General features: G+C 69.3%; 27 protein-coding genes. 23 read left to right on the forward strand and 4 right to left on the reverse strand.

The window, feature by feature from the left end; all coding sequences use genetic code 11:
• Positions 1–16: 16 nt before the first annotated feature.
• The 4 genes from VGD28_RS01075 (at position 17) to VGD28_RS01090 (ending at position 2,069) form a co-directional block, all read left to right on the forward strand.
• Entirely contained in the window at positions 17–367 is a 351-nt protein-coding gene (locus VGD28_RS01075) for a GFA family protein (RefSeq protein WP_331026479.1), read from the forward strand.
• Between the two features lie 165 nt (positions 368–532).
• The gene (locus tag VGD28_RS01080) at positions 533–904 is read left to right on the forward strand and encodes a tRNA-binding protein (RefSeq protein WP_331026480.1); all 372 of its coding nucleotides are present in this window, start codon (positions 533–535) and stop codon (positions 902–904) included.
• Between the two features lie 434 nt (positions 905–1,338).
• Positions 1,339–1,902, forward strand: coding sequence for a hypothetical protein (locus VGD28_RS01085; RefSeq protein ID WP_331026481.1), 564 nt, complete (start codon positions 1,339–1,341; stop codon positions 1,900–1,902).
• Positions 1,899–2,069: a hypothetical protein gene (locus VGD28_RS01090; protein ID WP_331026482.1), complete on the forward strand. Its 171-nt coding sequence runs from the start codon at positions 1,899–1,901 to the stop codon at positions 2,067–2,069. Before VGD28_RS01085 ends, VGD28_RS01090 begins: the two co-directional genes overlap by 4 nt.
• An 85-nt stretch (positions 2,070–2,154) precedes the next feature.
• On the opposite strand, the gene ubiG is transcribed toward VGD28_RS01090, so the two are convergent.
• Positions 2,155–2,892 (reverse strand): bifunctional 2-polyprenyl-6-hydroxyphenol methylase/3-demethylubiquinol 3-O-methyltransferase UbiG, encoded by a 738-nt coding sequence (ubiG, locus tag VGD28_RS01095; RefSeq protein WP_331026483.1) that lies wholly within the window; start codon positions 2,890–2,892, stop codon positions 2,155–2,157.
• Positions 2,893–2,954: 62 nt separating this feature from the next.
• Here ubiG and VGD28_RS01100 point away from each other — a divergent pair, with 62 nt between their 5' ends.
• Positions 2,955–4,214 carry an aspartate kinase gene (locus VGD28_RS01100; RefSeq protein WP_331026484.1) on the forward strand — a complete coding sequence of 420 codons (1,260 nt, stop codon included), beginning with the start codon at positions 2,955–2,957 and terminating at the stop codon, positions 4,212–4,214.
• Between the two features lie 256 nt (positions 4,215–4,470).
• Here the strand turns inward: VGD28_RS01100 and VGD28_RS01105 are convergent, their stop codons facing one another.
• A complete protein-coding gene (locus VGD28_RS01105; RefSeq protein ID WP_331026485.1) occupies positions 4,471–5,283 on the reverse strand; it encodes an endonuclease/exonuclease/phosphatase family protein in 813 nt (270 codons plus the stop codon).
• A 41-nt stretch (positions 5,284–5,324) separates the two neighbouring features.
• Entirely contained in the window at positions 5,325–6,173 is an 849-nt protein-coding gene (locus VGD28_RS01110) for an amidohydrolase family protein (protein WP_331026486.1), read from the reverse strand.
• Positions 6,174–6,249: 76 nt separating this feature from the next.
• On the opposite strand from VGD28_RS01110, the gene VGD28_RS01115 reads away from it, so the two are divergent.
• The 8 genes from VGD28_RS01115 to VGD28_RS01150 all read left to right on the forward strand — a co-directional run bounded on the left by VGD28_RS01115 (position 6,250) and on the right by VGD28_RS01150 (position 16,162).
• Positions 6,250–7,269 carry an NAD(P)H-dependent flavin oxidoreductase gene (locus VGD28_RS01115; protein ID WP_331026487.1) on the forward strand — a complete coding sequence of 340 codons (1,020 nt, stop codon included), beginning with the start codon at positions 6,250–6,252 and terminating at the stop codon, positions 7,267–7,269.
• A 208-nt stretch (positions 7,270–7,477) separates the two neighbouring features.
• Positions 7,478–8,206 carry a hypothetical protein gene (locus VGD28_RS01120; protein ID WP_331026488.1) on the forward strand — a complete coding sequence of 243 codons (729 nt, stop codon included), beginning with the start codon at positions 7,478–7,480 and terminating at the stop codon, positions 8,204–8,206.
• A 94-nt stretch (positions 8,207–8,300) separates the two neighbouring features.
• Positions 8,301–10,580: a phosphoenolpyruvate--protein phosphotransferase gene (gene ptsP, locus VGD28_RS01125; protein ID WP_331026489.1), complete on the forward strand. Its 2,280-nt coding sequence runs from the start codon at positions 8,301–8,303 to the stop codon at positions 10,578–10,580.
• Between the two features lie 112 nt (positions 10,581–10,692).
• Positions 10,693–11,580, forward strand: a complete 888-nt coding sequence (locus tag VGD28_RS01130; protein ID WP_331026490.1) for a helix-turn-helix domain-containing protein — start codon at positions 10,693–10,695, stop codon at positions 11,578–11,580.
• Positions 11,581–11,660: 80 nt separating this feature from the next.
• The gene (locus tag VGD28_RS01135; RefSeq protein WP_331026491.1) at positions 11,661–12,575 is read left to right on the forward strand and encodes a tetratricopeptide repeat protein; all 915 of its coding nucleotides are present in this window, start codon (positions 11,661–11,663) and stop codon (positions 12,573–12,575) included.
• Positions 12,538–13,578, forward strand: coding sequence for a tRNA lysidine(34) synthetase TilS (gene tilS / locus VGD28_RS01140; protein ID WP_331026492.1), 1,041 nt, complete (start codon positions 12,538–12,540; stop codon positions 13,576–13,578). Before VGD28_RS01135 ends, tilS begins: the two co-directional genes overlap by 38 nt.
• A 70-nt stretch (positions 13,579–13,648) precedes the next feature.
• Entirely contained in the window at positions 13,649–15,604 is a 1,956-nt protein-coding gene (ftsH, locus tag VGD28_RS01145; RefSeq protein ID WP_331026493.1) for an ATP-dependent zinc metalloprotease FtsH, read from the forward strand.
• A 177-nt stretch (positions 15,605–15,781) separates the two neighbouring features.
• Entirely contained in the window at positions 15,782–16,162 is a 381-nt protein-coding gene (locus VGD28_RS01150) for a hypothetical protein (protein ID WP_331026494.1), read from the forward strand.
• Here the strand turns inward: VGD28_RS01150 and VGD28_RS01155 are convergent, their stop codons facing one another.
• Positions 16,163–17,221 (reverse strand): DUF3667 domain-containing protein, encoded by a 1,059-nt coding sequence (locus VGD28_RS01155; protein ID WP_331026495.1) that lies wholly within the window; start codon positions 17,219–17,221, stop codon positions 16,163–16,165. It abuts the gene before it with no gap.
• Between the two features lie 73 nt (positions 17,222–17,294).
• Here VGD28_RS01155 and VGD28_RS01160 point away from each other — a divergent pair, with 73 nt between their 5' ends.
• The 10 genes from VGD28_RS01160 to VGD28_RS01205 all read left to right on the forward strand — a co-directional run bounded on the left by VGD28_RS01160 (position 17,295) and on the right by VGD28_RS01205 (position 25,943).
• Complete coding sequence (locus VGD28_RS01160; protein WP_331026496.1) at positions 17,295–18,563, forward strand: glutamate-5-semialdehyde dehydrogenase; 1,269 nt, start codon at positions 17,295–17,297, stop codon at positions 18,561–18,563.
• Positions 18,560–19,195 carry a nicotinate-nucleotide adenylyltransferase gene (locus VGD28_RS01165; protein ID WP_331026497.1) on the forward strand — a complete coding sequence of 212 codons (636 nt, stop codon included), beginning with the start codon at positions 18,560–18,562 and terminating at the stop codon, positions 19,193–19,195. Before VGD28_RS01160 ends, VGD28_RS01165 begins: the two co-directional genes overlap by 4 nt.
• Complete coding sequence (gene rsfS / locus VGD28_RS01170) at positions 19,192–19,590, forward strand: ribosome silencing factor (protein ID WP_331026498.1); 399 nt, start codon at positions 19,192–19,194, stop codon at positions 19,588–19,590. Before VGD28_RS01165 ends, rsfS begins: the two co-directional genes overlap by 4 nt.
• Positions 19,591–19,712: 122 nt before the next feature.
• A complete protein-coding gene (locus tag VGD28_RS01175) occupies positions 19,713–20,135 on the forward strand; it encodes a 23S rRNA (pseudouridine(1915)-N(3))-methyltransferase RlmH (RefSeq protein ID WP_331026499.1) in 423 nt (140 codons plus the stop codon).
• A 1-nt stretch (position 20,136) separates the two neighbouring features.
• Positions 20,137–21,321: a murein hydrolase activator EnvC family protein gene (locus VGD28_RS01180; RefSeq protein ID WP_331026500.1), complete on the forward strand. Its 1,185-nt coding sequence runs from the start codon at positions 20,137–20,139 to the stop codon at positions 21,319–21,321.
• Positions 21,322–21,562: 241 nt separating this feature from the next.
• Positions 21,563–22,906, forward strand: a complete 1,344-nt coding sequence (locus tag VGD28_RS01185; RefSeq protein WP_331026501.1) for a S41 family peptidase — start codon at positions 21,563–21,565, stop codon at positions 22,904–22,906.
• Positions 22,907–22,917: 11 nt separating this feature from the next.
• A complete protein-coding gene (locus tag VGD28_RS01190; RefSeq protein ID WP_331026502.1) occupies positions 22,918–23,382 on the forward strand; it encodes a disulfide bond formation protein B in 465 nt (154 codons plus the stop codon).
• On the forward strand, positions 23,379–23,912 hold the full coding sequence (locus tag VGD28_RS01195) for a demethoxyubiquinone hydroxylase family protein (RefSeq protein ID WP_331026503.1): 534 nt from the start codon (positions 23,379–23,381) through the stop codon (positions 23,910–23,912). Before VGD28_RS01190 ends, VGD28_RS01195 begins: the two co-directional genes overlap by 4 nt.
• Positions 23,913–23,937: 25 nt before the next feature.
• Complete coding sequence (locus VGD28_RS01200; protein ID WP_331026504.1) at positions 23,938–24,339, forward strand: hypothetical protein; 402 nt, start codon at positions 23,938–23,940, stop codon at positions 24,337–24,339.
• A 134-nt stretch (positions 24,340–24,473) separates the two neighbouring features.
• Positions 24,474–25,943 (forward strand): hypothetical protein, encoded by a 1,470-nt coding sequence (locus VGD28_RS01205; protein ID WP_331026505.1) that lies wholly within the window; start codon positions 24,474–24,476, stop codon positions 25,941–25,943.
• Positions 25,944–26,002 lie beyond the last annotated feature (59 nt).

The raw sequence follows: 26,002 nt of genomic DNA on the forward strand, positions 1-26,002 counted from the left end.
ACGAGGGAGAGCGCAAATGCCCGTCACCGGAAGCTGCCATTGCGGCAATGTGAGCTATACGCTCGAAGGCGATACGCCCACCGCGGCGATGGCGTGCAACTGCTCGATCTGCCGGCGCAAGGGCTATCTGCTGCACTTCGCGCCGCTCGACACGCTGACGCTGCACGGCGACCCGCAAGCGGTGACCGTCTATCAGTTCAACAAGCACAATATCGAGCACACCTTCTGCAAGGCGTGCGGCTGCGCGCCCTATGGCAAGGGCACCGGGCCGGACGGCAAGCAGATGGCAGCCGTCAATCTGCGCTGCGCCGACGGCATCGACCTCGATTCGCTGACCATCCACAAGTTCGACGGGGCGAGCCTCTAGATGTCCCCACCCTCCCCCGCCAGGGGGAGGTGGCAGCCCTGGACCTGTTCCGGGGCTGACGGAGGGGGAGGAAGCACGACGATCAACGTTGTCGCCGTCCTCCCCCTCCGTCGCCTTCGGCGCCACCTCCCCCTGGCGGGGGAGGATATGGGTAAGGAGTTCCGCATGCACATGAGCCATGATGCGGCCGCGCCGGCTGCGCCCGAGATTTCGTTCGACCAGTTCCTGGCGGTGGACATCCGCGTCGGGACGATCATCGCCGCGGAGCCGTTTCCCGAGGCGCGCAAGCCGGCCTACAAGCTGACGATCGATTTCGGCCCTGCGATCGGGATCAAAAGATCCTCGGCGCAGATCACCGAGCATTACGGCCTCGACGACCTGCCGGGGCGGCAGGTCGCGGCGGTGGTCAACTTCCCGCCGCGCCAGATCGGCCCGATGATGTCCGAGGTGCTGACGCTGGGCTTCCCCGATGCGGACGGCAAGGTCGTGCTGTTCCACCCCAGCGTCACGGTGCCGAACGGCGGGCGGCTGTTCTGACCGGCGCGGTTGACGAAGTTGGCAGGAAAACGGGGTTTCGCGGCAAAAGCGCCTGAACCGCGCCGGTGACGCGCCGGAAATGCGCTGGCAAGGCGCCGCGCGCGCGTCACCGCCGCGCCAGTTGCGCGCCGGCAAAGCGCCACCGGCGCGCCACTCGCGCGACGGCGAGGCGGCACCCGAGCGACAGCCATGCGCCGGTGACGCGGCGCGGCGGCGTGCTGATGCGCGGAGCGAGGCGTCCCGGATACGCATGGGACAGGCCAGATATCACGACAACGGCGCTGTAGGAAAACTCCACATGCACTGCGCGAGGCAGCCCCCGAAGGCGGGGCTGGTCAGCCTCGCGCATTGCTCAGCAAAGCCTCATCCGCCGCTCATGACGTTCATCCGCGCCGGTGCGAGCGATCAAGCCCCAGCGAGATGGAGCAAGACGAATGACGGCGACGGCAGAAGTGAAAACCAACCGCAACTGGTGGCGGATCGGACGGTTGAGCGCGGCGGCGGCGCTGCTGTGCGTGCCGGCGATCGCGATGCGCTTCACCGGCGAGGTCGTCTGGACCGCCAGCGACTTCGTGGTGATGGGAACGCTGCTCGCGGCGCTCCTCGGCGCATATGAGTTCCTCGCGAGCCGGGCGCCGGGCACCGCCTATCGCGCAGCGTCGGTGGCGGCGACGCTGGGGCTGTTCCTGCTGATCTGGATGAACATGGCGGTCGGCGTCATCGGCACGGAGAATAACGACGCCAATATGATGTTCATCGCGGTGATCGCGATCGGGGTGGGCGGCGCATGCCTCGCCCGGTTCAGGCCGGCGGGAATGAAGCGCGCGCTGTACGCTGCCGCGCTGGCGCAGCTGGCGGTGGGCGTGATCGCGGTGGCGGGCGGCCTAGGCACCGAAGACCCGAACTGGCCTAGGGACGTGATCTTCCTGACCGGCTTCTATACCGGGCTGTGGGCGGTGGCGGGAACGCTGTTCGGCCTGTCAGGCGACCGGCGATGAACGGCACGCGCAAGCTGACCGAGCCGCTGACCGAGGAGGAGCGCGCACGGCTGTTCGAGCGCATCCACCGCTCGCCACGTATCCCGGACCGCTATGCCGAACGGCGCGCAAAGCCTGCAACCTCTTCCTTCGTCATTCCCGCGAAGGCGGGAATCCATTGGCCGTGACCGAGCGGGTCGATCCTCAACGAGCCAGAATGGATCCCCGCCTGCGCGGGGATGACAGCTCAAGGGTGGGAACCTGTGAAGGCTGCTATGCCGACCGCCGCGCCGTCAACAGATAGTTGAGGCTGGTGTCGTCCGAGAGGTGGAAGCCCGCGCCGGGCGATAAGCTGAGGCCGCGCAGGTCGGCGACCTTCATCCCGGCATCGGCGAGCAGCCCGGACAGCTCGTCCGGGGTGATGAACTTGGCGTGGTCGTGGGTGCCGCGCGGGATCATGCCCAGCCCCTCGCCCACCGTGATCATCGCGAGCCGCGACAAGGGCGTGCGGTTGGGGGTGGAGAGGATCATCAGCCCGCCCGGCGCCAGCGCCGCGGCGAGGCCGGCGACGAAGGCGGCGGGGTCGGCGACATGCTCGATCACCTCCATCGAGGTGACGAGGTCGAAGGTCCGGCCCTCGACCGCGACCTCGAACTCGCCCGCACGATAGTCGATGGCAAGGCCCGAGGCGTCGGCATGCGCGCGCGCAGCGCCGATATTCTCGGGCGCGGCGTCGACTCCGGTAACCTCGGCGCCGAGCCGGGCCAGCGGCTCGCACAGCAGCCCGGCGCCGCAGCCGACATCGAGCGCGGTCTTGCCGGCGAGCGGGGTGAAGCCGTTGGGATCGCCGCCCCAATGCGCATCGACCGCTTCGCGGATATAGCGCAACCGCGGCGGGTTGAGCCGGTGGAGCATCGCCGAGCTGCCCTTGGGGTTCCACCAGTCTGCCGCGAGCCGGCCGAAATGCTCAGCTTCACGCGGGTCAATGGTTGCTTTGCTTGTCATCGCCATCCCCCCCTCCTATCAGCGCGCCCACACCTTCCCAACCCGGGATTCAAGGGGGGACAGAATATATGGCACGCATCGTGATGAAGTTCGGTGGCACGTCGATGGCGGGCATCGAGCGGATTCGCAACGTCGCCAATCGCGTGAAAGCCGAATGGGAAACGGGCAACCAGGTCGCGGTCGTCGTCTCGGCGATGGCGGGCGAGACCGACCGGCTGGTCGGCTTCTGCAAGGAAGCAAGCCCGCTCTACGACCTGCGCGAGTACGACACGGTGGTCTCTGCCGGCGAGCAGGTGACCAGCGGGCTGCTGGCGATCGCGCTGCAGGCGATCGGCGTGCCGGCGCGCTCATGGCTCGGCTGGCAGCTGCCGATCCACACCAGCAGCGCGCATTCGAGCGCGCGCATCGGCGCGATCGACACGGTCGAGCTCAACGCCAGCCTCGCCGACGGCAATGTCGCGGTGATCCCGGGCTTCCAGGGGCTGGCCGAGGACAATCGCGTGACCACGCTCGGCCGCGGCGGATCGGACACCAGCGCGGTGGCGGTGGCGGCGGCGATGAAGGCCGACCGCTGCGACATCTACACCGATGTCGACGGGGTCTATACGACGGACCCGCGCATCGTGCCGCGGGCGCGCAAGCTCAGCAAGGTCACCTATGAGGAGATGCTGGAGCTGGCGAGCGTCGGGGCCAAGGTGCTCCAGACCCGCTCGGTCGGGCTGGCGATGAAGGAAGGCGTGCGTGTGCGCGTGCTTTCCTCGTTCGAGGATACGCATGACGAACAGGGCCATCGCGGCACATTGATCGTCGGCGAAGAGGAGATTGACGACGTGGAACGCCAGCTGATCACCGGCATCGCGCACGACAAGAACGAGGCGAAGGTGACGCTCACCAACGTCCCCGACCGGCCGGGCGCGGTGGGTCATATCTTCACGCCGCTGGCCGAGGCCGGGATCAACGTCGACATGATCGTGCAGAACGTGGCGCATGCGACGGGATCGACCGACGTGACCTTCACGGTTCCCCGCGCCGAGCTGGCGCGCGCGCTCGACGTGCTGGAGAAGGCCAAGGCGCCGATCGGCTATGACGCGCTGATCCACGATACCAAGGTCGCCAAGATCAGCGTCGTGGGCGTGGGCATGCGCAGCCATGCCGGCGTCGCGGCGACGATGTTCGAGACTTTGGGCGAGCGCCGCATCAACATCCTCGCCATCACCACCAGCGAGATCAAGGTGAGCGTGCTGATCCACGAGGACGAGACCGAGCTGGCCGTCCGCGTGCTGCACACCGCCTATGGGCTGGACGCGCCGGAGGACGAGGCGGCCTAGGGGCGGCTTTGCGCTGGAGAATTTGATTCACGCGAAGGCGCTAAGGCGCGAAGAAGGTTCTTTCGCGCATAGGACGCAGAGGCGCGGAGCTGTAGTCCGCCGCGTCAGCGGCTCTCACAATTCTGACAGCTCGGCCTGCCGCGCCCGCAGTAAGGGCGCTTCGCGCGAGAACAGCTTCTCTGCGCCTCTGCGTCCTCTGCGCCTCTGCGCGAAATCTTCTTCTTCGCGCCTTAGCGCCTTCGCGTGAATCCAAAACTCAGCGCAGCACGAGCGTCGCTGCCACGCCGAAGTGATCCGACGGATATTCGCCGTCCACCGCGACATCGCCGATGCGGCGGGCGTCGCGGACGGCGAAGGCGCGCGGATTCACGAAGATATGGTCGATCACGCGTGCGGGCAGGCCGCGTGCGGTGACCAGCGTGGTATCGACCGCACCGGGCGGGAGCGCGGGATCGAGGCCATGGATCGCGAGCGGGGCGAGCGCAGCCTCGTCGAGCGGGGCGTTGAAGTCGCCCATCAGCACCAGCGGCACCTCATCCTGCGGCAGCCAGTCGAGCAGGCCGCGGATCTGCTGCGCGCGCGCCGGTCCCTGATCGGGCTTCCACGCGAGATGCGTATTGACGATATCGACCGGCTGGCCGCGTGCATCGACACGCAGGCGGATCGCAGTGCGATAATCGTCGAGCGGCTCGAGCTTGACCGTGTCGACCGCGCTAACCGGCAGCCGCGAGAGGATGGCGTTGCCGTAGCGGTTGGCCGCGCCCTCTGGCGAAGTCGACATGAAGTGGACGGCGTAGCCGCCCAGCGCGGCGGCGATCGTCTCGGCCTGATTGGGCAGGCTCTTCCTCGAATCCTGCAGCACCTCCTGCAGCGCGATGACATCGGCATCCGTCGCACGGAGCACATCCACGATCAGCTTCAAGCGCACCGGCCAGTTGCCGGCATCGTGCCAGATGTTGAAGGTGGCAACCCGGAGCGGCGCGCGCGAAGCGGCGGCGCGCGGGGCGCACGCGGCGGCGGGGAGCGCGGCAGCGGCGGCGAGCAGGGTGCGGCGGGTCAAGCGACTCATGCTGCCCTGCTACGCCGCGGCCGGGCGGACGGCAACGCGTGTCAGTCGGGCAGGGCGAACAGCTTGCGGGCATTGCCGTAGCGGATCTTGGCGACTTCCTCAGGAGTGAGGCCGAGCTTCTCCAGCGCCTCGACATTCTGCGCGAGCGAGAATTGCGGATAGTCGGAGCCGAGCAGGATATGGTCGATGCCGACATTGCGCATCGTCCACACGAACTCGTCCTCGATCGGCGAATCCGCGGTCAGCGTCACCGTCGCCGAGATGTCGAAATAGATATTCTCGCCGAACAACCCCTCCGCCGTCCGCGCGGCCTTGAGCATGTTCCAGAAGCGGAACCCCATCGCGCCCATATGCGCGAAGATGAACTTCGTCTTCGGCGCGGCGAGCGCGAGATTGAACAGCTTCTCGTTGTCGCCGGGCAGGATGTTGGCATTGTCCATCAGCACCACCAGCCCGGCCTCGCCCGCAGCGCGAACCAGGCCAAGCACACGCGGATCGGCATTGTCGAACTTCTGGGTGTGAGCGTGGATCTTGAGCAGCTTTATGCCCGCCGCGGCGACGCGGCGCACCTCAACGATCGCCGCCGCGCCGTCATAGGGGTGGACGGTCGCGACGGGCATCAGCCCGGGATTGGCCTTGGCGAGCGCGATGATCGCGTCGTTGCCGGCACGGATCGCCTCGGGCTTGCCTTCGCGCGCCTGATTGGGGCCGCCGAACCACATCACCGCCGCAACCGGATCGAGCCCTGCGGCTTTCGATTGCGCGCGATATTCGCGCAGCGACTCCTCGCCCTTCCAGAGGTGGACATGATTGTCGAACAACGGCTCCTGCCCCGCCGCGGCGGGCGCGAGGACGAGCAGGGCGAGGCCGGCGAGCGCGGGAAGTTTCATGCAGGACCTCTCTAATGCGGGCGCACCGTGCTGGCCAGACTTGCCGGGACCGGGCGTGCGGCGCTAGGGCAACGCGATGAGCATCGGGGAAGAGCGCCTTCAGCGCCGCATGGCGCGCGGCATCGAGTTTCTGGGAGCCAAGACCGCGATCCTGTGCGGCGCGATGTCGTGGGTGAGCGAGCGCAATCTCGTCGCCGCCATCTCCAACGCGGGCGGCTTCGGGCTGATCGCATGCGGCGCGATGACGCCCGAGCTGCTCGACGCCGAGATCGCGGGCACCAAGGCGCTGACGGGCAAGCCGTTCGGCGTCAACCTCATCACCATGCACCCGCAGCTGTTCGAGCTGATCGAGGTCTGCGCCAGGCACAATGTCTCGCACATCGTGCTCGCGGGCGGGCTGCCCCCGGCCGGGTCGCTCGACGCGATCAAGGGCAACGGCGCCAAGCTGATCTGCTTCGCCCCCGCGCTGAGCCTCGCCAAGAAGCTGATCCGCTCGGGCGTCGACGCGCTGGTGGTCGAGGGCATGGAGGCCGGCGGGCATATCGGCCCGGTCTCGACCAGCGTGCTGGCGCAGGAGATATTGCCCGAGGTCGCCGATCAGGTTCCGGTGTTCGTCGCCGGCGGGATCGGCCGGGGCGAGGCGATCGCCGGCTATCTCGACATGGGCGCCGCGGGCGTCCAGCTCGGCACGCGCTTCGCCTGCGCGACCGAGAGCATCGCCCACCCCAATTTCAAGAAGGCCTTCTTCCGCGCCAGCGCGCGCGATGCCGTGGCCAGTGTGCAGATCGATCCGCGCCTGCCGGTGATCCCGGTGCGCGCGCTCAAGAACGCCTCGTCCGAGCTGTTCACCGCCAAGCAGCGCGAGGTTGCGCAGCTGCTCGACGAGAACAAGGTCGAGATGCTCGAGGCGCAGCTTCAGATCGAGCATTACTGGGCAGGCGCGCTGCGCCGCGCAGTGATCGAGGGCGATGTCGACAACGGGTCGCTGATGGCGGGCCAGTCGGTCGGCATGGTGACGAAGGAGGAGCCGGTCGCCGAGATCATCGCCCAGCTGATGGCCGAGGCCGCGCACGCGCTGGAGAAGCGCGCAGCCTGAAAGGCCTCCTCATTCCGATCCTCCCCCGCCAGGGGGAAGTGGCAGCCGAAGGCTGACGGAGGGGGCGGACACGATATCGGGGACTGGGCCTCCTCCCCCTCCGTCGCGCTTCGCGCGCCACCTCCCCCTGGCGGGGAGGATTGAAAGCTGATCCAGAAACGTAATGGCGGTTAACGCGGCCTTTACCTTGCCGTGATTGGATGGCGGCATGTCGTACCGCGTCCTCATTCCGCTTGCCGTGCTGGCCGCCCTTTCGGGGTGTGCCGGACGGAAACAGGCAGCGGCGCCTGCGCCGCTTCCGGTCCCGCTCCCCACGCCGGTGCGTGCCGCGCCGCCGCTGCCGCCCGAAGGCGCGGCGGCTGGGCTGACGATCCCGGCGAAGCTCGCCGACGGCAGCTACGCCACACCCAATCGCAACGTCTCGGCGGCGGGCGCGGTCTGGCATCTGCGCGCGGCGTTCAACGTGGCGGCGCTGAGCTGCCCGGATGCGACGCTCGCCGCTGCCTACAACCGGCTGCTGGCGGGGCATCGCCAGGCGCTTGCCGCGGCGCACCGGACATTGACCGCCGAGCATGGCGGCATGGCGTCGTTCGATCCGGCGATGACCCGGCTGTACAATTATTTCGCGCAGCCCCCTGTGCTGCCGCGCTTCTGCGCGCAGGCCGGGCCGCTGCTGCATCAGGCAGCGGCGCTCTCCGCCGGATCGCTCGACGGGTTCGCCCCGGCGGCGCTGGCGGCGATCGACCGGCCGTTCGGCGACTTCTACGCGCGCTACGATGCCTACCGCACCGACCTGGCGGCGTGGCGGGCGGGGACGCCGGCTGCACCCCGGCTGGCCGCAACGGCTCCCGCCGGGCCTCAGCTGCCCTATGACCGCACGGTGTTCTCGGCGAACACCCGGGTTACCGGCGGCGGGACCGTCCTCGCCGCACGCTGACGCCGGCCGGCAGGCAGAATAAAGCGTCGTCGATCGGTGCGGTGAGCGCGCCGAACCGATTGGCGCGCCCGCGCCGATCTGATAGCGCAAGCCCATGCCCGTTTCCGCCGCCGCCTCCGCCCGCGAGATCCTGACGCGCCTCCACGATGTGATGGCGTCGCGATCGGCGGCGCAGGCGAAGCTCAATTCGGTGGTCAACATCATCGGCGAGGCGCTGGATAGCGAGGTCTGCTCGATCTACCTGCTGCGCGAGGGCGTGCTCGAGCTGTTCGCGACGCGCGGCCTGGCGCAGGAGGCGGTCCACGTCACCAAGCTTGCGCTGGGCGAGGGGCTGACCGGCACGATCGCGGCGAATGTCGAGACGCTCAACCTCGACGAGGCGGCGAGCCATCCCGACTTCGCCTACCGCCCCGAGACGGGCGAGGACCGGTTCCACAGCTATGCCGGCGTGCCGATCATCCGCAAGGAGCGCGCGGTCGGTGTGCTGGCGGTGCAGCATGCCGAGCCGCGCAAATACGAAGAAGTCGAGATCGAGGCGCTGCAGACGGTCGCGATGGTGCTGAGCGAGCTGATCGCCAATGCCGGGCTGATCGATCCCGCGGGCGGGGGCGGATCGACGCGTCCGCAATCGACCGCGACGGCGCGCGTCTCGGGTTTCAAGCTTGTCGAGGGCATGGCCGCGGGCGCCGCGGTGTTCCACCAGCCGCGCATCACGATCGAGCACACGGTCGCCGAGGACATCGAGGCCGAGCGCCACCGCGTCTATGCCGCGTTCGACAAGATGCGCGAGCAGATCGACCGCATGACCAGCCAGGCCGAGTTCGGCGTGGGCGGCGAGCATGAGGAGGTCCTCGAGACCTACAAGATGTTCGCCTATGACGAGGGCTGGAGCCGCCGCATCAACGAGGCGATCGACTCCGGCCTCACCGCCGAGGCGGCGATCGAGCGCGTCCAGCAGCGCACGCGGATGCGCATGCGGCAGATCGACGATCCGCTGCTGCGCGATCGCATGCACGACCTGGAGGATCTGTCCAACCGGCTGCTGCGCATCGTCTCCGGCCAGCTCGGCACCGCGGCGCAGTTGGGCCTCAGGCAGGATTCGATCCTGATCGCGCGCAACCTGGGTCCCGCCGAGCTGCTCGAATATGACCGCCGCCGCCTCAAGGGCGTGGTGCTCGAGGAAGGGTCGCTGACCGCGCACGTCACCATCGTCGCGCGCGCGATGGGCGTTCCGGTGCTGGGCCGCGTCAAGGACATTCGCCGCCTGATCGCCGAAGGCGACCGCCTGCTGGTCGACGTGACCGAGGACGCGCTGATCATCCGGCCCACGGCCGCGATGGAGGAGGCTTTCGACGCCAAGCTGCTCGTCACCCAGAAGCGCCGCGCCGCCTTCGCCGCGCTGAAGGGCGAAGCGCCGGTGACGAAGGACGGGCATCGCGTCACCGTGATGGTCAATGCCGGCCTGCGCGACGACGTCGCGGCGCTCGACCTCACCGGCGCGGACGGGATCGGGCTGTTCCGCACCGAGTTCCAGTTCCTCGTCTCCGCGACGCTGCCCCAGCGCGAAGGGCAAAGGCGGCTGTACAAGGATGTGCTGGAAGCCGCGGGCGATCGGCCGGTCACCTTCCGCACCGTCGACATCGGCGGCGACAAGGCGCTGCCCTATCTCGACCATGACGAGAATGGCGAGGAGGAGAACCCGGCGATGGGCTGGCGCGCGCTGCGCCTGGCGCTCGACCGCGAAGGGCTGATGAAGGTGCAGGCGCGCGCGCTGCTCGAGGCCTCTGCCGGTCGCACGCTCAACGTCATGTTCCCGATGGTCTCCGAGCCGTGGGAGTTCGACCAGGCGCGCGCGCTGTTCGAGAGCCAGCGCGCCTGGCTTGAGGCGCGCGGGCACAAGCTGCCGCTGCTCATCCGCTATGGCGCGATGCTCGAAGTGCCGGCGCTGGCCGAGGTGCTCGATCTGCTGCTGCCCAACCTCGATTTCCTGTCGGTCGGCACCAACGACCTCACGCAATTCCTGTTCGCCGCCGATCGCGCGCACCCCAAGCTCGCGGTGCGCTACGACTGGCTCAGCCCCTCGATCCTGCGCTTCCTGCGCCGCGTCGCGGGCGAGGCCGCGCAGGCCGGCGTGCCGCTCGCGGTGTGCGGCGAGATGGGCGGGCGGCCGCTGGAGGCGATGGCGCTGATCGGCCTCGGCATCGAGCGGCTGTCGATCACCCCTGCCGCGGTCGGGCCGATCAAGGCGATGGTCCGCTCGCTCGACCGCCCCGCGCTGATCGACGCGATGACCGGGATGCTCGCACGGCCGCCGCAGGACATGCGCGCCGCGCTGGAGCAGTGGGCGCAGGATAACCAGGTCGAGCTCGCCTGATCCTGCGGCTTTTCGCCCCCGCCAGCGTTGACAGCGGCAGGCGGGTGGTGGACACCCCCGCACGGCCTGCATTCCCCCTGGCTTGACGCCAGTGCGACCGGAGTAAGATTGAATGGACGGCGAACCCGGCGAGAACCCGACGCTCTTCCCCGAGAAGGTCGGCGAGAAGCTGCGCGACGCGCGGCAGGCGCAGGGGCTGGAGCTGTCCGACATCGCCGCGCGCACGCGCATCCCGCTGCGCCACCTGCAGGCGATCGAGACCTCCGACTATTCGGGGCTGCCCTCGCCCACCTATGCGGTCGGCTTCGTCAAATCCTATGCCCGCGCGATCGGCGCCGACGAGGTGGCGCTGGCCAGGGAGCTGCGCGCCGAGACCTCGAGCCTGTTCGCCGCGCGCGAGGCCTATGAGAGCTACGATCCCGAGGATCCGGTGCGCGAGCCGTCGAGCGGGCTCGTCTGGGCAGGCGCGATCATCGCGGTGCTGCTGCTGGCCGGGGTCGGCCTGTGGTACGGCACCGACCTGTTCCGCAGCAGCGGCGCCGCTCCCGAGCCGGCCCCGACCGAGACCCCGCTGGCCACGCCAACGGACGAACCCTCCCCCACCGCCGCACCGGTGGCGGGCAACGGCCAGGTCACGCTGATCGCGACCCAGCCGGTGTGGCTGCGCGTCTATGATGCGGCCGGCACGCGCCTGTTCGAGAAGGAGATGGCGGCAGGCGAGCGCTACGACGTGCCGCAGGCCGCCAACGCGCCGATGATCAACCTTGGCCGGCCCGAGGCGATCCGCGTGACGATCAACGGGTCGGACGTCGCCCCGCTCGGCACGCCGGGCCGCGCGATCAAGGACGTGCCGATCAGCGCCGAGGCGCTGCGCGCGCGCGGCACCGGCGCTGCGCCCGCGGTCGCGCCCAGCCCGGCGCCGGCGGCGAGCCCCCCTGCCGGGACGCAGCGGCCGCTGCCCCCGGCCTTCCGCGCGGACGGGAACTCGACCGCTCCGTGAAGCCATGCGGTAAAGCGTGGCGACAGATTCGGCATGTGATGTATAAGGCGTTGAGGATATTTGCGCCTGCGGGGATTTCGATGCGATTGATGGGAAAGATGGCGTTGCTGGGCACGGCGGTTGCCGCGCTGGCGAGCGTGGCGGTGCCGGTGGCGGCGCAAAGCGGGCGTGACCCGCTCGAGGGCCGGGTCGACCGGCTTGAGCGCGAGATGCGCGCGGTGCAGCGCAAGGTGTTCCCGGGCGGCGCCGGCCAGACGGTCGAGCCGCAGATCACCGCGCCCCAGCAGCAGCCGGGTGCGCCCGGCATCCCCGCGACCAGCGCCGTGGCCGATCTCAACGCCCGGGTCAGCGCGGTGGAATCGCAGCTCACATCGATGACCGGGCAGATCGAGCAGACCCAGTATCGCCTGCGCCAGCTCGAGGAATCGTTCAACGCCTACAAGCGCTCGACCGACGCGCGCCTCAAGGCGCTCGAGGCCGGCGCCGCCCCGGCCGAGGAGGAGCCGCCGGTGACCGGCACGCGTCCCGCCCCCGTCCGCCCCGCGGTCGGCGGCCCCGCCGCGCCCGTGCCCGCGGTTGCGGTCGAGCGGCCCAGGAGCGACGACCCGGCCGAGGACGGCTATGTCTATGGCTATCGCCTGTGGCAGGCCAAGCAGTATGACAAGGCGATCCCCGAGCTGCGCGCGGTCGTCCAGAAATATCCCAAGCACCGCCGCGCCAGCTATTCGCAGAACCTGCTCGGCCGCGCGTTGCTCGATTCCGGCAAGCCCGCGCTCGCCGCGACCGCCTTCTTCGAGAGCTATCAGAAGATGCCGAATGGCGAGCGCGCGCCGGATTCGCTCTATTATCTCGCCCAGTCGCTGGTGAAGATGAAGAAGCCGGCGAGCGAGGTATGCAAGGTCTATGACGAGCTGAGCCAGGTCTATGGCGACCGCCTCTCCGACGCGATGAAGAAAGATGTCGCCGCCGGCCGCACCGCCAGCAAGTGCAAGTGACGCGCTGACGCCGCCCGATCCGGAAGCGGTCGCGCGGTTCTCCGCGGCGCTGAACCGCCTGTTCGCGGAAGCGGCCGGGGAGAGCCTGCCTTCCGGTGCGGCGCTGGCGCTCGCCGTATCGGGCGGCGCCGACAGCATGGCGATGCTGGCGCTCGCCGCGGCCGCCTTTCCCGGGCGCATCGCCGCCGCAACGGTCGATCATGGCCTGCGCCCCGAAGCGGCGGACGAGGCGGCACTGGTGGCGGACGCCTGTGCGCGGCTGGCGGTGCCTCATGCGACATTGACGCCGGCCATCCCGATCACCGGGAGCAGCGTGCAGAAGGGTGCGCGCGAGGCGCGCTACGCGGCGCTGACCGCCTGGGCGCAGGCGACGGGCGCCAACGCGCTGCTGACCGCGCACCATGCCGACGATCAGGCCGAAACGCTGCTGATGCGGCTCAATCGCGCCTCGGGGATCGCCGGGCTCAGCGGCATCCGGTCCTGGCGCTTCGCAGCCGATATGCTGCTATTGCGGCCGCTGCTGGCATGGCGGCGCGACGAACTGCGCGCGATTGCGGCGGATGCGGGCGTGCGCTGGGTCGAAGACCCCTCCAACGCCGATCAGCGCCACGACCGCACGCGGTTCCGCGCATTGCTGGCGCAGCAGCCCCTGCTCGATCCGGCGGCGCTGGCGAGGTCCGCGGCCCATCTGGGCGAGGCCGAGGCGGCGCTCGACGCGCTCGCCGGAACGCTCCGCGCCGAGCGCTGGTCGCCGGGCAAGGGGCTGTTGCGCGCCGCCGGGCTGCCGCGCGAGATCCAGCGCCGGCTGACCCGCGCCGCGATCGCGGAGGTGCGCAGCGCGAACGCCATTTCCGCCCCCGGCTTTTCCGACGCGTCCAATATCGAACCGCTGCTCGACGCGTTGGCAGCCGGAACGGCCGCGACGCAGGCGGGCGTGCTGGTCTCGCCCGAACGCGACGGCCGCTGGCGCTTTACCCCCGCCCCGCCCCGCCGATCACTCTGATCGAAGCTGTTCCATTGCCATTAACCTGCCACACCCTATCTTATCGGGGAATCATGGCACCGGAATCGGAATGAACGACAACGACAAGCAGCAGGGCCCCGAGAATAACGGCAATCCCTGGATGAAGAGCCTGCTCATCTGGGTGGGCATCCTGGCCGCGCTCGCGCTGTTCGTTTCGCTGATGAACCAGCCGGGGCAGACCGCCGGGACGACGATCCCCTATTCGGCATTCCTCGACAAGGTGCAGGGCGGCGAGGTCAAGGAGGTCAATGTCAGCCAGACGGTGATCACCGGCACGCTCACCAACGACACCAAGTTCCGCACCAACACCGTGCCCGATCCGCAGCTCATCCCCGCGCTGCGCGAGAAGGGCGTGACGATCAGCGCGCGGCCCGAGGAAGGGCCGTCGATCTGGATGTACATGCTGTACAACTCGCTGCCGTTCCTGCTCTTCCTCGGCATCGCTTTCTTCGTGCTGCGCCAGATGCAGAAGGGCTCGGGCTCGGGCGCGATGGGCTTCGGCAAGTCGCGCGCCAAGCTGCTGACGCAGAAGGAGGGCAAGGTCACCTTCGCCGACGTCGCCGGCATCGACGAGGCGCGCGAGGAGCTGGAGGAGGTCGTCGAGTTCCTCAAGGACCCGACCAAGTTCGCCCGCCTCGGCGGCAAGATCCCCAAGGGCGCGCTGCTGGTCGGCTCGCCCGGCACCGGCAAGACGCTGCTCGCCCGCGCGATCGCGGGCGAGGCGGGCGTGCCCTTCTTCACCATCTCCGGCTCGGACTTCGTCGAGATGTTCGTCGGCGTCGGCGCGAGCCGCGTGCGCGACATGTTCGAGCAGGCCAAGAAAAGCGCGCCGTGCATCGTCTTCATCGACGAGATCGACGCGGTCGGCCGCCATCGCGGCGCGGGCCTCGGCAACGGAAACGACGAGCGCGAGCAGACGCTGAACCAGCTGCTGGTCGAGATGGACGGCTTCGAGGCCAACGAGGGCATCATCATCGTCGCCGCGACCAACCGCCCCGACGTGCTCGATCCGGCGCTGCTGCGCCCGGGCCGCTTCGACCGCCAGGTGGTGGTGCCGCGCCCCGACATCGAGGGCCGCGTCAAGATCCTGCAGGTCCATATGAAGAAGGTGCCGCTGGCGCCCGACGTCGATGCGCGCACCATCGCGCGCGGCACGCCGGGCTTCTCGGGCGCCGACCTCGCCAACCTCGTCAACGAAGCCGCGCTGATGGCCGCGCGGAAAGGCAAGCGCCTGGTCGCGATGCAGGAGTTCGAGGAAGCCAAGGACAAGGTGATGATGGGCGCCGAGCGGCGCTCGATGGTCATGACCGACGACGAGAAGCGGATGACCGCTTATCACGAGGCCGGCCATGCCATCGTCAGCCTGCACGAGCCGGCGTCGGACCCGATCCACAAGGCGACGATCATCCCGCGCGGCCGCGCGCTGGGCATGGTCATGCGCCTGCCCGAGCGGGACAGCTATTCGTATCACCGCGACAAGATGTACGCGAACCTCGCCGTGGCGATGGGCGGCCGCGTCGCCGAGGAGATCATCTTCGGCTACGACAAGGTCTCGTCGGGCGCGAGCGGCGACATCCAGTACGCGACCGGCCTCGCCCGCGACATGATCACCAAGTGGGGCATGTCGGACAAGGTCGGCCCGGTCGAGTACGCCCAGCCCGAGGGCGAATCGTTCCTCGGCTATTCGGCGTCGCAGCCGCGGCATATGTCGAACGAGACGCAGCAGCTGATCGACCATGAGATCCGCGCGACCGTCGAAGGCGGGCTCACCCGGGCGCGCGAAGTGCTCACCCAGCATCTCGACCAGCTCCACACGCTGGCCGGCGCGCTGCTCGAGTACGAGACGCTGTCGGGCGAGGAGATCAAGAAGCTGCTCGCCGATGGCGATATCGGCCGGCCCGATCCGGGCACGCTCAAGGGTCCGATCGCGGCGGCGGGTACCTCGATCCCCAAGACGCGGCGCCCCAAGGACCCGTTCGGGAACCCGGCACCGCAAGGGGCCTGATCCTCGCCCCTGTCGAATACGCTTCGGCCCGCGCGATGAGCGCGGGCCGTTTCGTTTTGCTGGCGTGCCCATCGCACTTCGCCTTGACGCCGCTGCCCTTCCCCCTTCAACATCGTGGCGACCGACAGGCGCTGGGGGCGCCTGTGCTGGTGTCCAGAGGGGAATCGGGGGAGATTCATGAAGCGTTGGTGGCTGATTGCCGGTGCGGCCCTGTTGATCCCGGCGAGCGCGCAGGCGATGACCGTCGAGGAATTCCTGGTCAAGGCGCGCGCGCTCAAGGCCAAGGGGCCGCTCGCGCTCTTCTCGTCCGATCTCGCGCCGGTCAGGGCCGAGATCAAGTCGGTGGCGACCAGTTATCGCGCCGATCTGCGGGCCGACCGCGCCGCCGGCCGCGCGCCGCACAGCTGCCCGCCGCCCGAAGGCAGCGAGGCCGCGAAGATCAAGCCGGCCGACTTCCTTGCCGAGCTCGAGAAGATCCCGCCGCACCAGCGATCGATGAGCATGAAGACCGCCTTCTACCTGATCATGAAGCGCCGCTGGCCCTGCCCCGCTGGCTGATCAGCCGAGCAGCCCGAGGCCGAGCAGCAGCAGGCCGAACAGCACCAGGATGAAGGCGATGAAGTGGAGCAGCACGAAGGTGCGCAGCAGCGCGCTCCACCCGCGCAGGCGATAGGCGCCCTTCATCTGGAAGAAGATGTGCACCGGCGTGATCGTCATCGCCGCAATCGCGATCGCGTCGTTGGGGAGGCCGAGCCCGCCGGCAATGGTCAGCAGGATGAACAGGATCGAGTTGAACGCCAGCGAATAGGTCACGAACACCGCGTGGTCGTAGCCCTTGTACCGCCGCTTCCAGAAGAACAGCAGCCACACGAACGGGATCGACAGCGGGATCAGCGCCCAGCTGAACTTGTAGCTGTTGGTCTGGAGCTTGTAGAGCGCGAGGCCGGGATTCCGGTTGGCCTTCTCGATCCCCTTGTCGATCCGCTTCCAGCCGGTCTTGAAATTGAGGCCCTTGCCGCTCGCCCGGCTCAGCGAGAGCGGCACCTTCTCGAGCTCGTCGAGATCGCGCTCGAGCCCCGCGATGCGCTTGTCCAGCTTCTGCGCGCGTTCGCTGCCCGGCGCCGCCTTCGCGCGCGATTCGCGGGCGTCGGCGATCGCGCTCTCGGTGTTCTGGCGCGCGAAGGTCAGCCCCTGCTCGAACTGCGCGACGGTGCCGACCTCGGCCGGCGGAGAGATGCCCATGATCTGGAGCACCGCGAACATCGAGAAGACCGAGAACAGGAACATCGCCATCGGCGAGACGAAGCGCGCACGCTCGCCATGGATGTAGCGCCGGGTCAGCTCGCCCGGGCGGAAGAACAGCATGGGCAGCGTGTTCCACAGCTTGCCCTCGAAATGAACGACGCCATGCAGGATCTCGTGCCAGATCGCGCCGATCGTGCGGTGGACATGCCCCGCCTGCCCGCAGCGGTGGCAATAGGGGCCGGTCAGCGTGGTGCCGCAGTTGAGGCAGATGCCGCCATGTCCCCCATGTCCGGCCTCGCCGCGATGACTCTCGACGGCGCGGCCCAGCAGTGCCCCGCTCACGACTTCACCGGCTGCGTCGAATTCCCCCATGAAAGCCCACCTAACAAAGAGCGAAAGCAGAGGCGATAGGGACTTTCGCCGCGGCCCGTGCTAGCCGCGGCCTATGGACACGATCGCCGAAACCTCACCGCAAGCCCTGATCGCCGGCATGGGCGCCCGCGCCCGCGCCGCCGCCGTGACGCTCGCCGCGCTGCCGACGGCGCGCAAGGCGCAGGGCCTGCGCGCCGCCGCCGCGGCGATCCGCGCCGATGCCGATGCGATCCTGGCGGCCAATGCGAAGGATGTCGCGGCGGGCGAGGCGAACGGGCTGTCGGGCGCGCTGCTCGACCGGCTGCGGCTCGATCCCGCGCGGCTCGAAGGTGCGGCTGCGGGCGTGGAAGCGGTCGCCGCGCTCGCCGATCCGGTGGGCGAGACGATCAGCACCAGCGCGCGGCCCAACGGCTTGCAGCTTTCCCGCGTGCGCGTGCCGATCGGGGTGATCGGCATCATCTATGAAAGCCGCCCCAACGTCACCGCCGATGCGGCGGCCTTGTGCGTGATGAGCGGCAATGCCGCGATCCTGCGCGGCGGATCGGAGGCGGTGCAGAGCAACCGCGCGATCCACGCCGCCTTCGCCCGCGGCCTCGCCGATGCCGGGCTGCCCGTGGACGCGGTCCAGCTCGTTCCCACCACCGATCGCGCCGCGGTCGGCGCGATGCTCAAGGCCGAGGGCGCGATCGACCTGGTCGTGCCGCGCGGCGGCAAGAGCCTGGTCGCGCGCGTGCAGGAAGAAGCGCGCGTCCCCGTGCTCGCGCATCTCGACGGCATCAACCACACCTATATCGACGGCGCCGCCGACCCTGGCATGGCGCGCGATCTCGCGGTCAACGCCAAGATGCGCCGCACCGGCATCTGCGGCGCGACCGAGACGCTGCTGATCGACAGCGCCTTCGCCGATCCCGCACCGATCCTGTCGGCGCTCGCCGACACCGGCTGCGAGCTGCGCGGCGACGCCGATATCCGTGCGATCGAGCCGCGCGTGGTCGCGGCCAATGCCGAGGATTGGGACACCGAATATCTCGATTCGATCCTGTCGGTGAAGCGCGTCGATGGGGTCGATGGCGCGATGGCGCATATCGCGGCGCACGGATCGCACCACACCGACGCGATCGTCACCGAAGACGCGGCAACCGCCGAGCGATTCCTCAATGGCGTCGACAGCGCGATCGTGATGTGGAACGCCTCGACTCAGTTCGCCGATGGCGGCGAGTTCGGCCTCGGCGCCGAGATCGGCATCGCCACCGGCCGCCTGCACGCGCGGGGCCCGGTCGCGCTGGAGGGGCTGACGACGTATAAATGGGTGGTGCGGGGGACGGGACAGACGCGTCCTTGAAGCGCATCGGCATTCTCGGCGGGTCGTTCAACCCGGCCCATCGCGGGCATCGCGCGATCTCGCTCCACGCCCTGCGCGCGCTGGAGCTGGACGAGGTGTGGTGGATGGTCTCGCCCGGCAATCCGCTCAAGGAGGCGAAAGGCATGGCGCCGTTCGCCGCGCGCATGGCCTCGGCCCGCGCGATGGCGAGGCACGCGCCGATCCGGCCTACAGCCGTCGAGCATCGGCTCAGGACCCGCTACACCGTCGATACGCTGAGCAAGCTGCCGCAGCTCTATCCCAAGCACCAGTTCATCTGGCTGATGGGTGCCGACAATCTCGCGCAATTCGACCAGTGGAAAGGCTGGCGCCGCATCGCGCGGAAGGTTGCGATTGCGGTGATCGCGCGCCCGGGTTATGATCGCGACGCCCATGCAAGTCCTGCGATGGGCTGGCTGCGGCGCTTCGTGCGGCCCGCAGGCCAGGCGAAGAACTGGACGAAGTGGAGTTTGCCGGCACTGGTGCTGTTGCGCTTCCGCCCCGACCCGACTTCGGCGACACGCCTGCGCGCCGCCGATCCCGCTTGGCACCGGCGCTATGCGCCGTCCCCACATCACCGCACGCGCGTCCCCGGACGCCAGGAGCAATCTTGAACGCATCGCCCCATGTTTCGCGTAGTCCCGAGCCTCAGGGTTCCCCGAACGAGGCGGAGGCTCTCCACACGCTCGTCCTGAGCTCGCTCGACGACGATCAGGCGGTCGAGACCGTCTCGATCCCGCTCGCGGGCAAGAGCAGCATCGCCGACTATATGGTCGTCGCCAGCGGCAAGTCGACGCGGCAGGTCGCATCGATGGCCAACAAGCTGGCCGAGAAGATCAAGGCGGAGTTCGGCCGCAATCCGCGGATCGAGGGGCTGCCGACCGCCGACTGGGTGCTGATCGACGCAGGCGACGTGATCGTCCACCTGTTCCGCCCGGAAGTGCGCAGCTTCTACAATCTCGAGCGCATGTGGGCGTTCGGCGACACGCCCCCCGTCGGCAACGCCTGAGCGGTGCCGCCTTCCTCTCCCGTTCGGGCTGAGCCTGTCGAAGCCCTGCCTTCCTTCGCCGCGATGAAGCAAGGCAGCCCTTCGGCAAGCTCAGGGCGAACGGACGCATAGCCTGACGAAACATGCTGCTGCATATCGTGGCGCGCGGGCGCATCGGGCGCGGGCCCGAGGCGGAGCTGGTCGAGCGCTACATGAAGCGAGTGGCCTGGCCGCACAAGGTCACCGAGCTGCCCGATACCGGAGGCAAGCTGCCCGAGCTGGCGCCGGGCACGCGCCGGGTGATGCTCGACGAGAAGGGCGACAACCTTCCCTCGCGCGTGCTGGCCGAGCGGCTGCAGGCGTGGCGCGACGACGGGGTGCGCGAGACGCGCTTCCTGATCGGCGCAGCGGACGGGTTCGGCGATGCCGAGCGGGCGGAAGCCGACCTGCTGATCGCGTTCGGCCGCGCGACCTGGCCGCATCTGATGGCGCGCGCGATGCTCGCCGAGCAATTGTGGCGCGCAACGAGCATCCTCGCCAACCATCCCTATCATCGCGAGGGCTAGGGTGCGCCGGATCCCGATCGCCATCGCCGCCGCGCTGCTCGGGCTTGCCGGGTTGAGCGCATTGCCGGCGCGGGCGCCCGACCTTGCCGCGCAGCAGGGGCAGCTCAAGGCGGCGAACAAGGCCGCAAAGGAGGCCGAGGCGCGCGCCAGGCGGCTCCAGCAGGCGGCTGCCGGCGAGCGCGACGAGGCGCGGCGGGCGAAGGTCCGCGAGGCAGCGGTCGCGGCGAGCATTGCTGCTGCGGAAGCGCAGATCGCCGCGGCGCAGGCGCGTACCGCGATCGTCGACCAGCTGCTGACCGCGCAGCGGGCGCAGCTCGAAGCACAGCAAGGGCCGATCGCGCGGCTGATCGCTGCGCTCCAGTCGCTCGCGCGCCGGCCGGCGATGCTCGGGCTGCTCCAGCCGGGATCGACCGCCGATATCGTCCATGTCCGCGCGGTGCTGGGCAGCGTCGCGCCCGTGGTGAAGGCGCGCAGCGCCGGGGTGCGCGACGAGATCGCCCGCACCCGCCGCCTGCGCGAGGGGGCGCAGATCGCCGCGCGCAGCCTGCGCGACGGGCGCGAACGGCTCGAGGCCGAACGGCTGGCGTTGGTACAGATGGAGGCCGGGCACCGGCTGCGCGCGACCGGCTATCGGCGCGAGGCGATGGTCGAATCCGATCGCGCCCTCGCGCTGGGCGAGCAGGCCCGCGACCTGGTCGAATTGATGGACACGCTGGGCGCCGCCGCGCAGACGCGCGAGGCGCTCGAGGCGCTGCCCGGCCCGCTGCCCCGTCCCGGCGCGGAAGGCCAGCAGACGATCGCGCGCGCAGCGCCGTCGCGCCCGCCGCCCTATCGCCTCCCGGTTGCAGGCAGCCTTGTCACCGGGATGGGCGAGGTCTCCGAAGCGGGCGTGCGCGCGCGCGGCCTCACCCTCTCGACCTGGGCCGGGGCGCAGGTGGTCGCCCCCGCGGCGGGGCGGGTGATCTATGCCGGCCGCTTCCGCGGCTACGGCAATATCGTGATCCTCGATCATGGCGATGGCTGGACCTCGCTGGTGGCGGGGCTCGATCGCGTGCTGGTCCGCGTCGGCGATGCGCCCGTGCAAGGCACCCCGCTCGGCCGCGCACCACAGGGCGAGGCGCCGCGCATCACGATCGAGCTGCGCCGCAAGGGGCTGCCCGTCGATCTCGCGCAATTGCTGGATTGATTCTTGCTCGAATCCTCCCCCGCCAGGGGGAGGTAGCGCCGCAGGCGACGGAGGGGGAGGAAAGGGTGCCGTCGCCTCTTTGGAGCACACCGCCACCCGCCACCTCCGTCATGTTTCGCATGCCAGCTCCCCCTGGCGGGGGAGGATTTATCGGCGTCCACCTCCCGCCTCGCCCTTGCCGCTTTGCGGCCACGGCTTTCCGGTCTATTCTGCCCGCAAATAGCGCTCAGGAAGTTTGCGTATGATCCGTCCCGTTCTTCAGGTCACCGCCGCGGTCGGCGCGTTGGCGCTCGTCCCCGTCACCACCGGCGCGATGGCGAGCGTCGAGACCTCCAGCTATCGCGAGCTCGACGCGTTCATGGACGTCTATGCCCGCGTCAAGGCCGACTATGTCGAGCAGGTCGACGACAAGACGTTGATCAAGGGCGCGATCGACGGCATGCTCGCCAGCCTCGATCCGCACAGCTCGTTCGCCGACGGGATCGACTATGACAATCTGCAGATCCAGACCTCGGGCAGCTATGGCGGCCTCGGCCTGTCGGTGACGATGGAGGACGGCGCGGTCAAGGTGATCACCCCGACCGAGGACACGCCCGCCTGGCGCGCGGGGATCAAGTCGGGCGACTTCATCACCCATCTCGACGGCAAGCTGATCTATGGCGGCACGCTGGACGAGGCGGTCACCCAGATGCGCGGCGAGCCGGGCAGCAAGATCGTCGTCCGCATCGTGCGCCCCGGCCGCGACAAGCCGTTCGACGTCACCCTGACCCGCGAGATCATCGTCCAGAAGGCGGTGAAGTGGGAGGTCAAGGACGGCATCGGCATCCTCAACATCAACACCTTCAGCGCCACCACCGCGGCCGACATGCGCGCCGGGATCGCGGCGATCGAGAAGCAGCTGGGCGGCAAGCCCAAGGGCTATGTGATCGATCTGCGCGCCAATGGCGGCGGCCTGCTCAACCAGGCGATCGAGGTCACCGACGCCTTCCTGCAGCATGGCGAGATCGTGTCGCAGCGCGGGCGCGACAAGGCGGATATCGAGCGCTGGTACGCCAAGGCCGACGACCTTGCCCGCGGGCTGCCGCTGGTCGTGCTGGTCGATGCCGGCACCGCCTCGGCCTCGGAGATCGTCGCCGGCGCGCTGCAGGATCATCACCGCGCGCTGGTGATGGGCGAGCGGACCTTCGGCAAGGGATCGGTCCAGTCGATCCTGAACATGGGGCCGCGCACCGCGCTGCGCCTGACCACGGCGCGCTACTATACCCCGTCCGGCCATTCGGTGCAGGAGGGCGGGATCACGCCCGACATCGCCGTGCCGCAGCTTTCCGACCCCGATTACAAGACCCGGCCGGTGCTGCGCGAGGCCGATCTGCGCCGCCACTTGCTCAACCAGGACAAGGTCGACAATTCGGTGCTGGAGGAAGACACCAAGCCCGATCCGCGCTTCGCCGCGAGCGTCGACGACCTCAAGAAGAAGGGCGTCGAGGACTTCCAGCTCCATTATGCGCTGGAGACCATCGCCCGCACCGCCCCCCCCGCGCGGATGGCCGGCGGCGGCGCGCCCAAGGCCGGCACGCGGCGCTGAGGCGGGACGCGATGGCTCCCCGCCGCACCGCGCAGGCGCTCGCCCTGCTGCTGCCGCTCGGCCTGATCGGCGGCGCGCTCTACAGCCAGTATGTGGGCAAGCTGTTCCCGTGCGAGATGTGCATGTGGCAGCGCTGGCCGCATTATGCCGCGATCGTGCTCGCCGCACTGTCGTTCGTGACCAAGCCGGTCCGCGACCTGCTGGTATGGCTCGCCACGCTGGGCATCGCGATCAGCGGGGCGATCGGCGTCTTCCACGCCGGGGTCGAGTATAAATGGTGGGAAGGGCTCACCCAGTGCGCCACCCATTTCGGCGGCGGCAGCGCGCTCGACGCGATCATGAACGCGCCGCTGGTGCGTTGCGACGTCGCACCGTGGCACTTCCTCGGCATCTCGCTCGCGGGATGGAATGCGATCCTTTCGCTCGCTGGCGCGTTGGTGATCGCGATGCTGATGCTCCGGAAGCAACGCCGATGAACTGGAAGCCCGGCGACCGCCGCGAGGACGTCTCCTCGATGATCCGCGTCGATCAGGCGGGCGAATATGGCGCCACGCGCATCTATGCCGGGCAGCTCGCCGTGATGGGCGACCGGCACGACATGGCGCGTGCGATTTCGGGCATGGCGAACCAGGAAGAACGGCACCGCGCCTTCTTCGATGCGTTGATCGCACAGCGCGGCGTCCGCCCGACCGCGCTGCAGCCGGTGTGGAGCGTCGCGGGGTTTGCGCTCGGCGCGGCGACCGCGGTGATCGGGCCGGCGGCGGCGATGGCCTGCACGGTGGCGGTCGAGACCGAGATCGACCTTCACTACCAGGAGCAGCTCGCCGCGCTGGGCAACGGCGATCCGCTGCTGTCGGAGGCCGTCGCCGAGTTCCGCGCCGAGGAGCTGGAGCACCGCGATTCGGCGCTCGCCGCGGGCGCGGAGACGGCGCCGGCCTATCCGCTGCTGGCGGGGGCGATCCGGCTCGCCTGCAGGGCTGCCATCGCGGTCTCGAAACGGATATAGGAATGTCGGGGGTTTGGAGTTGACGATGACGAAGACGATCCTGCTGGGCCTCGCCCTTGCCGCCACGCCGCTGGCGGCGCCCCTCCCGGCGCTCGCGCAGAATGCGGCCCAGAACGGCGTGCTCGTCATCTATGGCGACGACAAATGCCCCACCAACGCCGATGGCGAGGAAGTCGTGATCTGCGTCCGCCGCCCCGCCGAGGAGCGCTTTCGCATCCCCAAGGAGCTGCGCGACCAGACCGTCGCCCCGCAGAATGAGAGCTGGGCGGTGCGCCAGCAATCGGCGCTCACCGCGGGCGATACCGGCATCGGCAGCTGCACCACCGTCGGTGGCGGCGGTTCGATCGGCTGCTCGGGCCGCGAGATCCAGGCCGGCAAGGCCGAGGCCGACGCGCGCAAGCGCGCCGAGAAGGTTCTTCCCGACTAGAATGTGCTTCACAAACTGATCGTCATCCCCGCGCAGGCGGGGATCCATTCCGGTTGACGGATCAGATAGAGCCGCAACGTCAGTCTTAACGGATCCCTGCCGGCGCGGGGATGACGCACGGGTGGTGTATTGCGATGAGCTTGACGACGCGCGGAGACAGGGCGTTTGGGGGCGGAGCGCGCAGGCGCTGGCAGGTCCCGGCGCTGCTGTTCGCGCTGGTCTGGCTGTCCTGCACCTGGTTCGGCTCCTGGGCGTTCAACCCCAACAGCGCCACGCGGCTGCTCGCCGCCGCCGCGATCGTCGAGACGGGCGATGCGCGGATCGACGACTTCGCCGACATGACGATCGACAAGGCGCAGTTCGACGGCCATTTCTACATGGACAAGGCGCCGGGCATGACCCTGATGGCGCTGCCCTGGGTGGCGCTGACCAACACGGTCACCGGCCAGACCTCGGCCGACGTTCCGCACCGGTTGTTCGATCCCGTCGCAGAGGATTTCCTGCGGCTGCGCATGCGCGTCGCGGTCGGCTTCACCAGCGCAATCCTCACCGCGCTGGCGGCGGTCGCGCTGCTCCAGCTCGGCACCGGGATCACCGGAAGCCGCAATGCCGGGCTGTTCGGCGCGCTGGGCGTCGCATTCGGCACGACGATATGGGGGTGGAGCACCACCTATTTCGGCCATGCGCCGACCACCGCGCTGCTCGCCATCGCCCTGTGGGCGGTGTGGCGCGGCACCAGCGGCGGATCGCCGGGGCGGCACGCGCTGATCGCGGGCCTGACGCTCGGCTGGGCGGTGGTGATCGAGCACAGCGCGATCCTCACCGGCGCGCCGGTCGCGCTCTGGGCATTGTGGCGCATCCGCGGCTGGGAAGCCGGCGCGCTGTGGCGCACGATCGGGCTGGCGCTCGCCGGCGGCATCGCCGCGTCGATCCCGCTCCTCGCCTATAATCTCGCCGTGTTCGGTCACCCGTTCCAGACCGGCTATTCGGGCGTGGTGGGGTTCGAGGGGATGCAGCAGGGGCTGTTCGGCCTGACCTATCCCAAGCTCGACGTGCTGTGGGAGATCCTCGGCGGCAAGCGCCGCGGCATGGTGTGGGTGGCGCCGGTGCTGGTGCTCGCCCCGTTCGGCATCTGGACGCTGCTGCGCGATCCGGCGAAGCGCGACATCGGCGTGATGGCCGCGGCGGGTGCGGGAATCGCGTTCCTCTATCACGCCGCCTATGTCTATTGGGACGGCGGCAACTCTACCGGGCCGCGCCATGCGCTGCCCGCGGTCGCCTATCTCGCCATCGGCCTCGCCGCCTTCTGGGCGGGTGCGAGCCGCTCGGAGAAATGGCTGGGCGGCGGCTTCCTCGCCGCAAGCGCCGCGATCAACCTCTCCATCGCGGCGGCCGAGGTGCAGGCGCCGCATTTCTACCCCGCGCCGCTCACCCAGCACATCCTGCCCAAGTTCCTGACCGGGGACATCCGCACCATTCCGAACGAATTCTGGGGCTGGTCGCCCTGGGCCGGTCTCGGCCTCTGGCTCGCGCTCGCCGGGCTGCTGGCGGGGCTGCTGGCCCGGGCCTGGCGGCGCGAGCGACAAACCCTTGAAACCGCGTGAGAATGATTCGCGCCTGAAACCTCGCCGTGCCTTGACCGGTTGAAGCGGCCAAAGGAGAA

It is taken from the genome of Sphingomonas sp., from assembly GCF_036402235.1.
Classification (GTDB): Bacteria; Pseudomonadota; Alphaproteobacteria; order Sphingomonadales; family Sphingomonadaceae; genus Sphingomonas.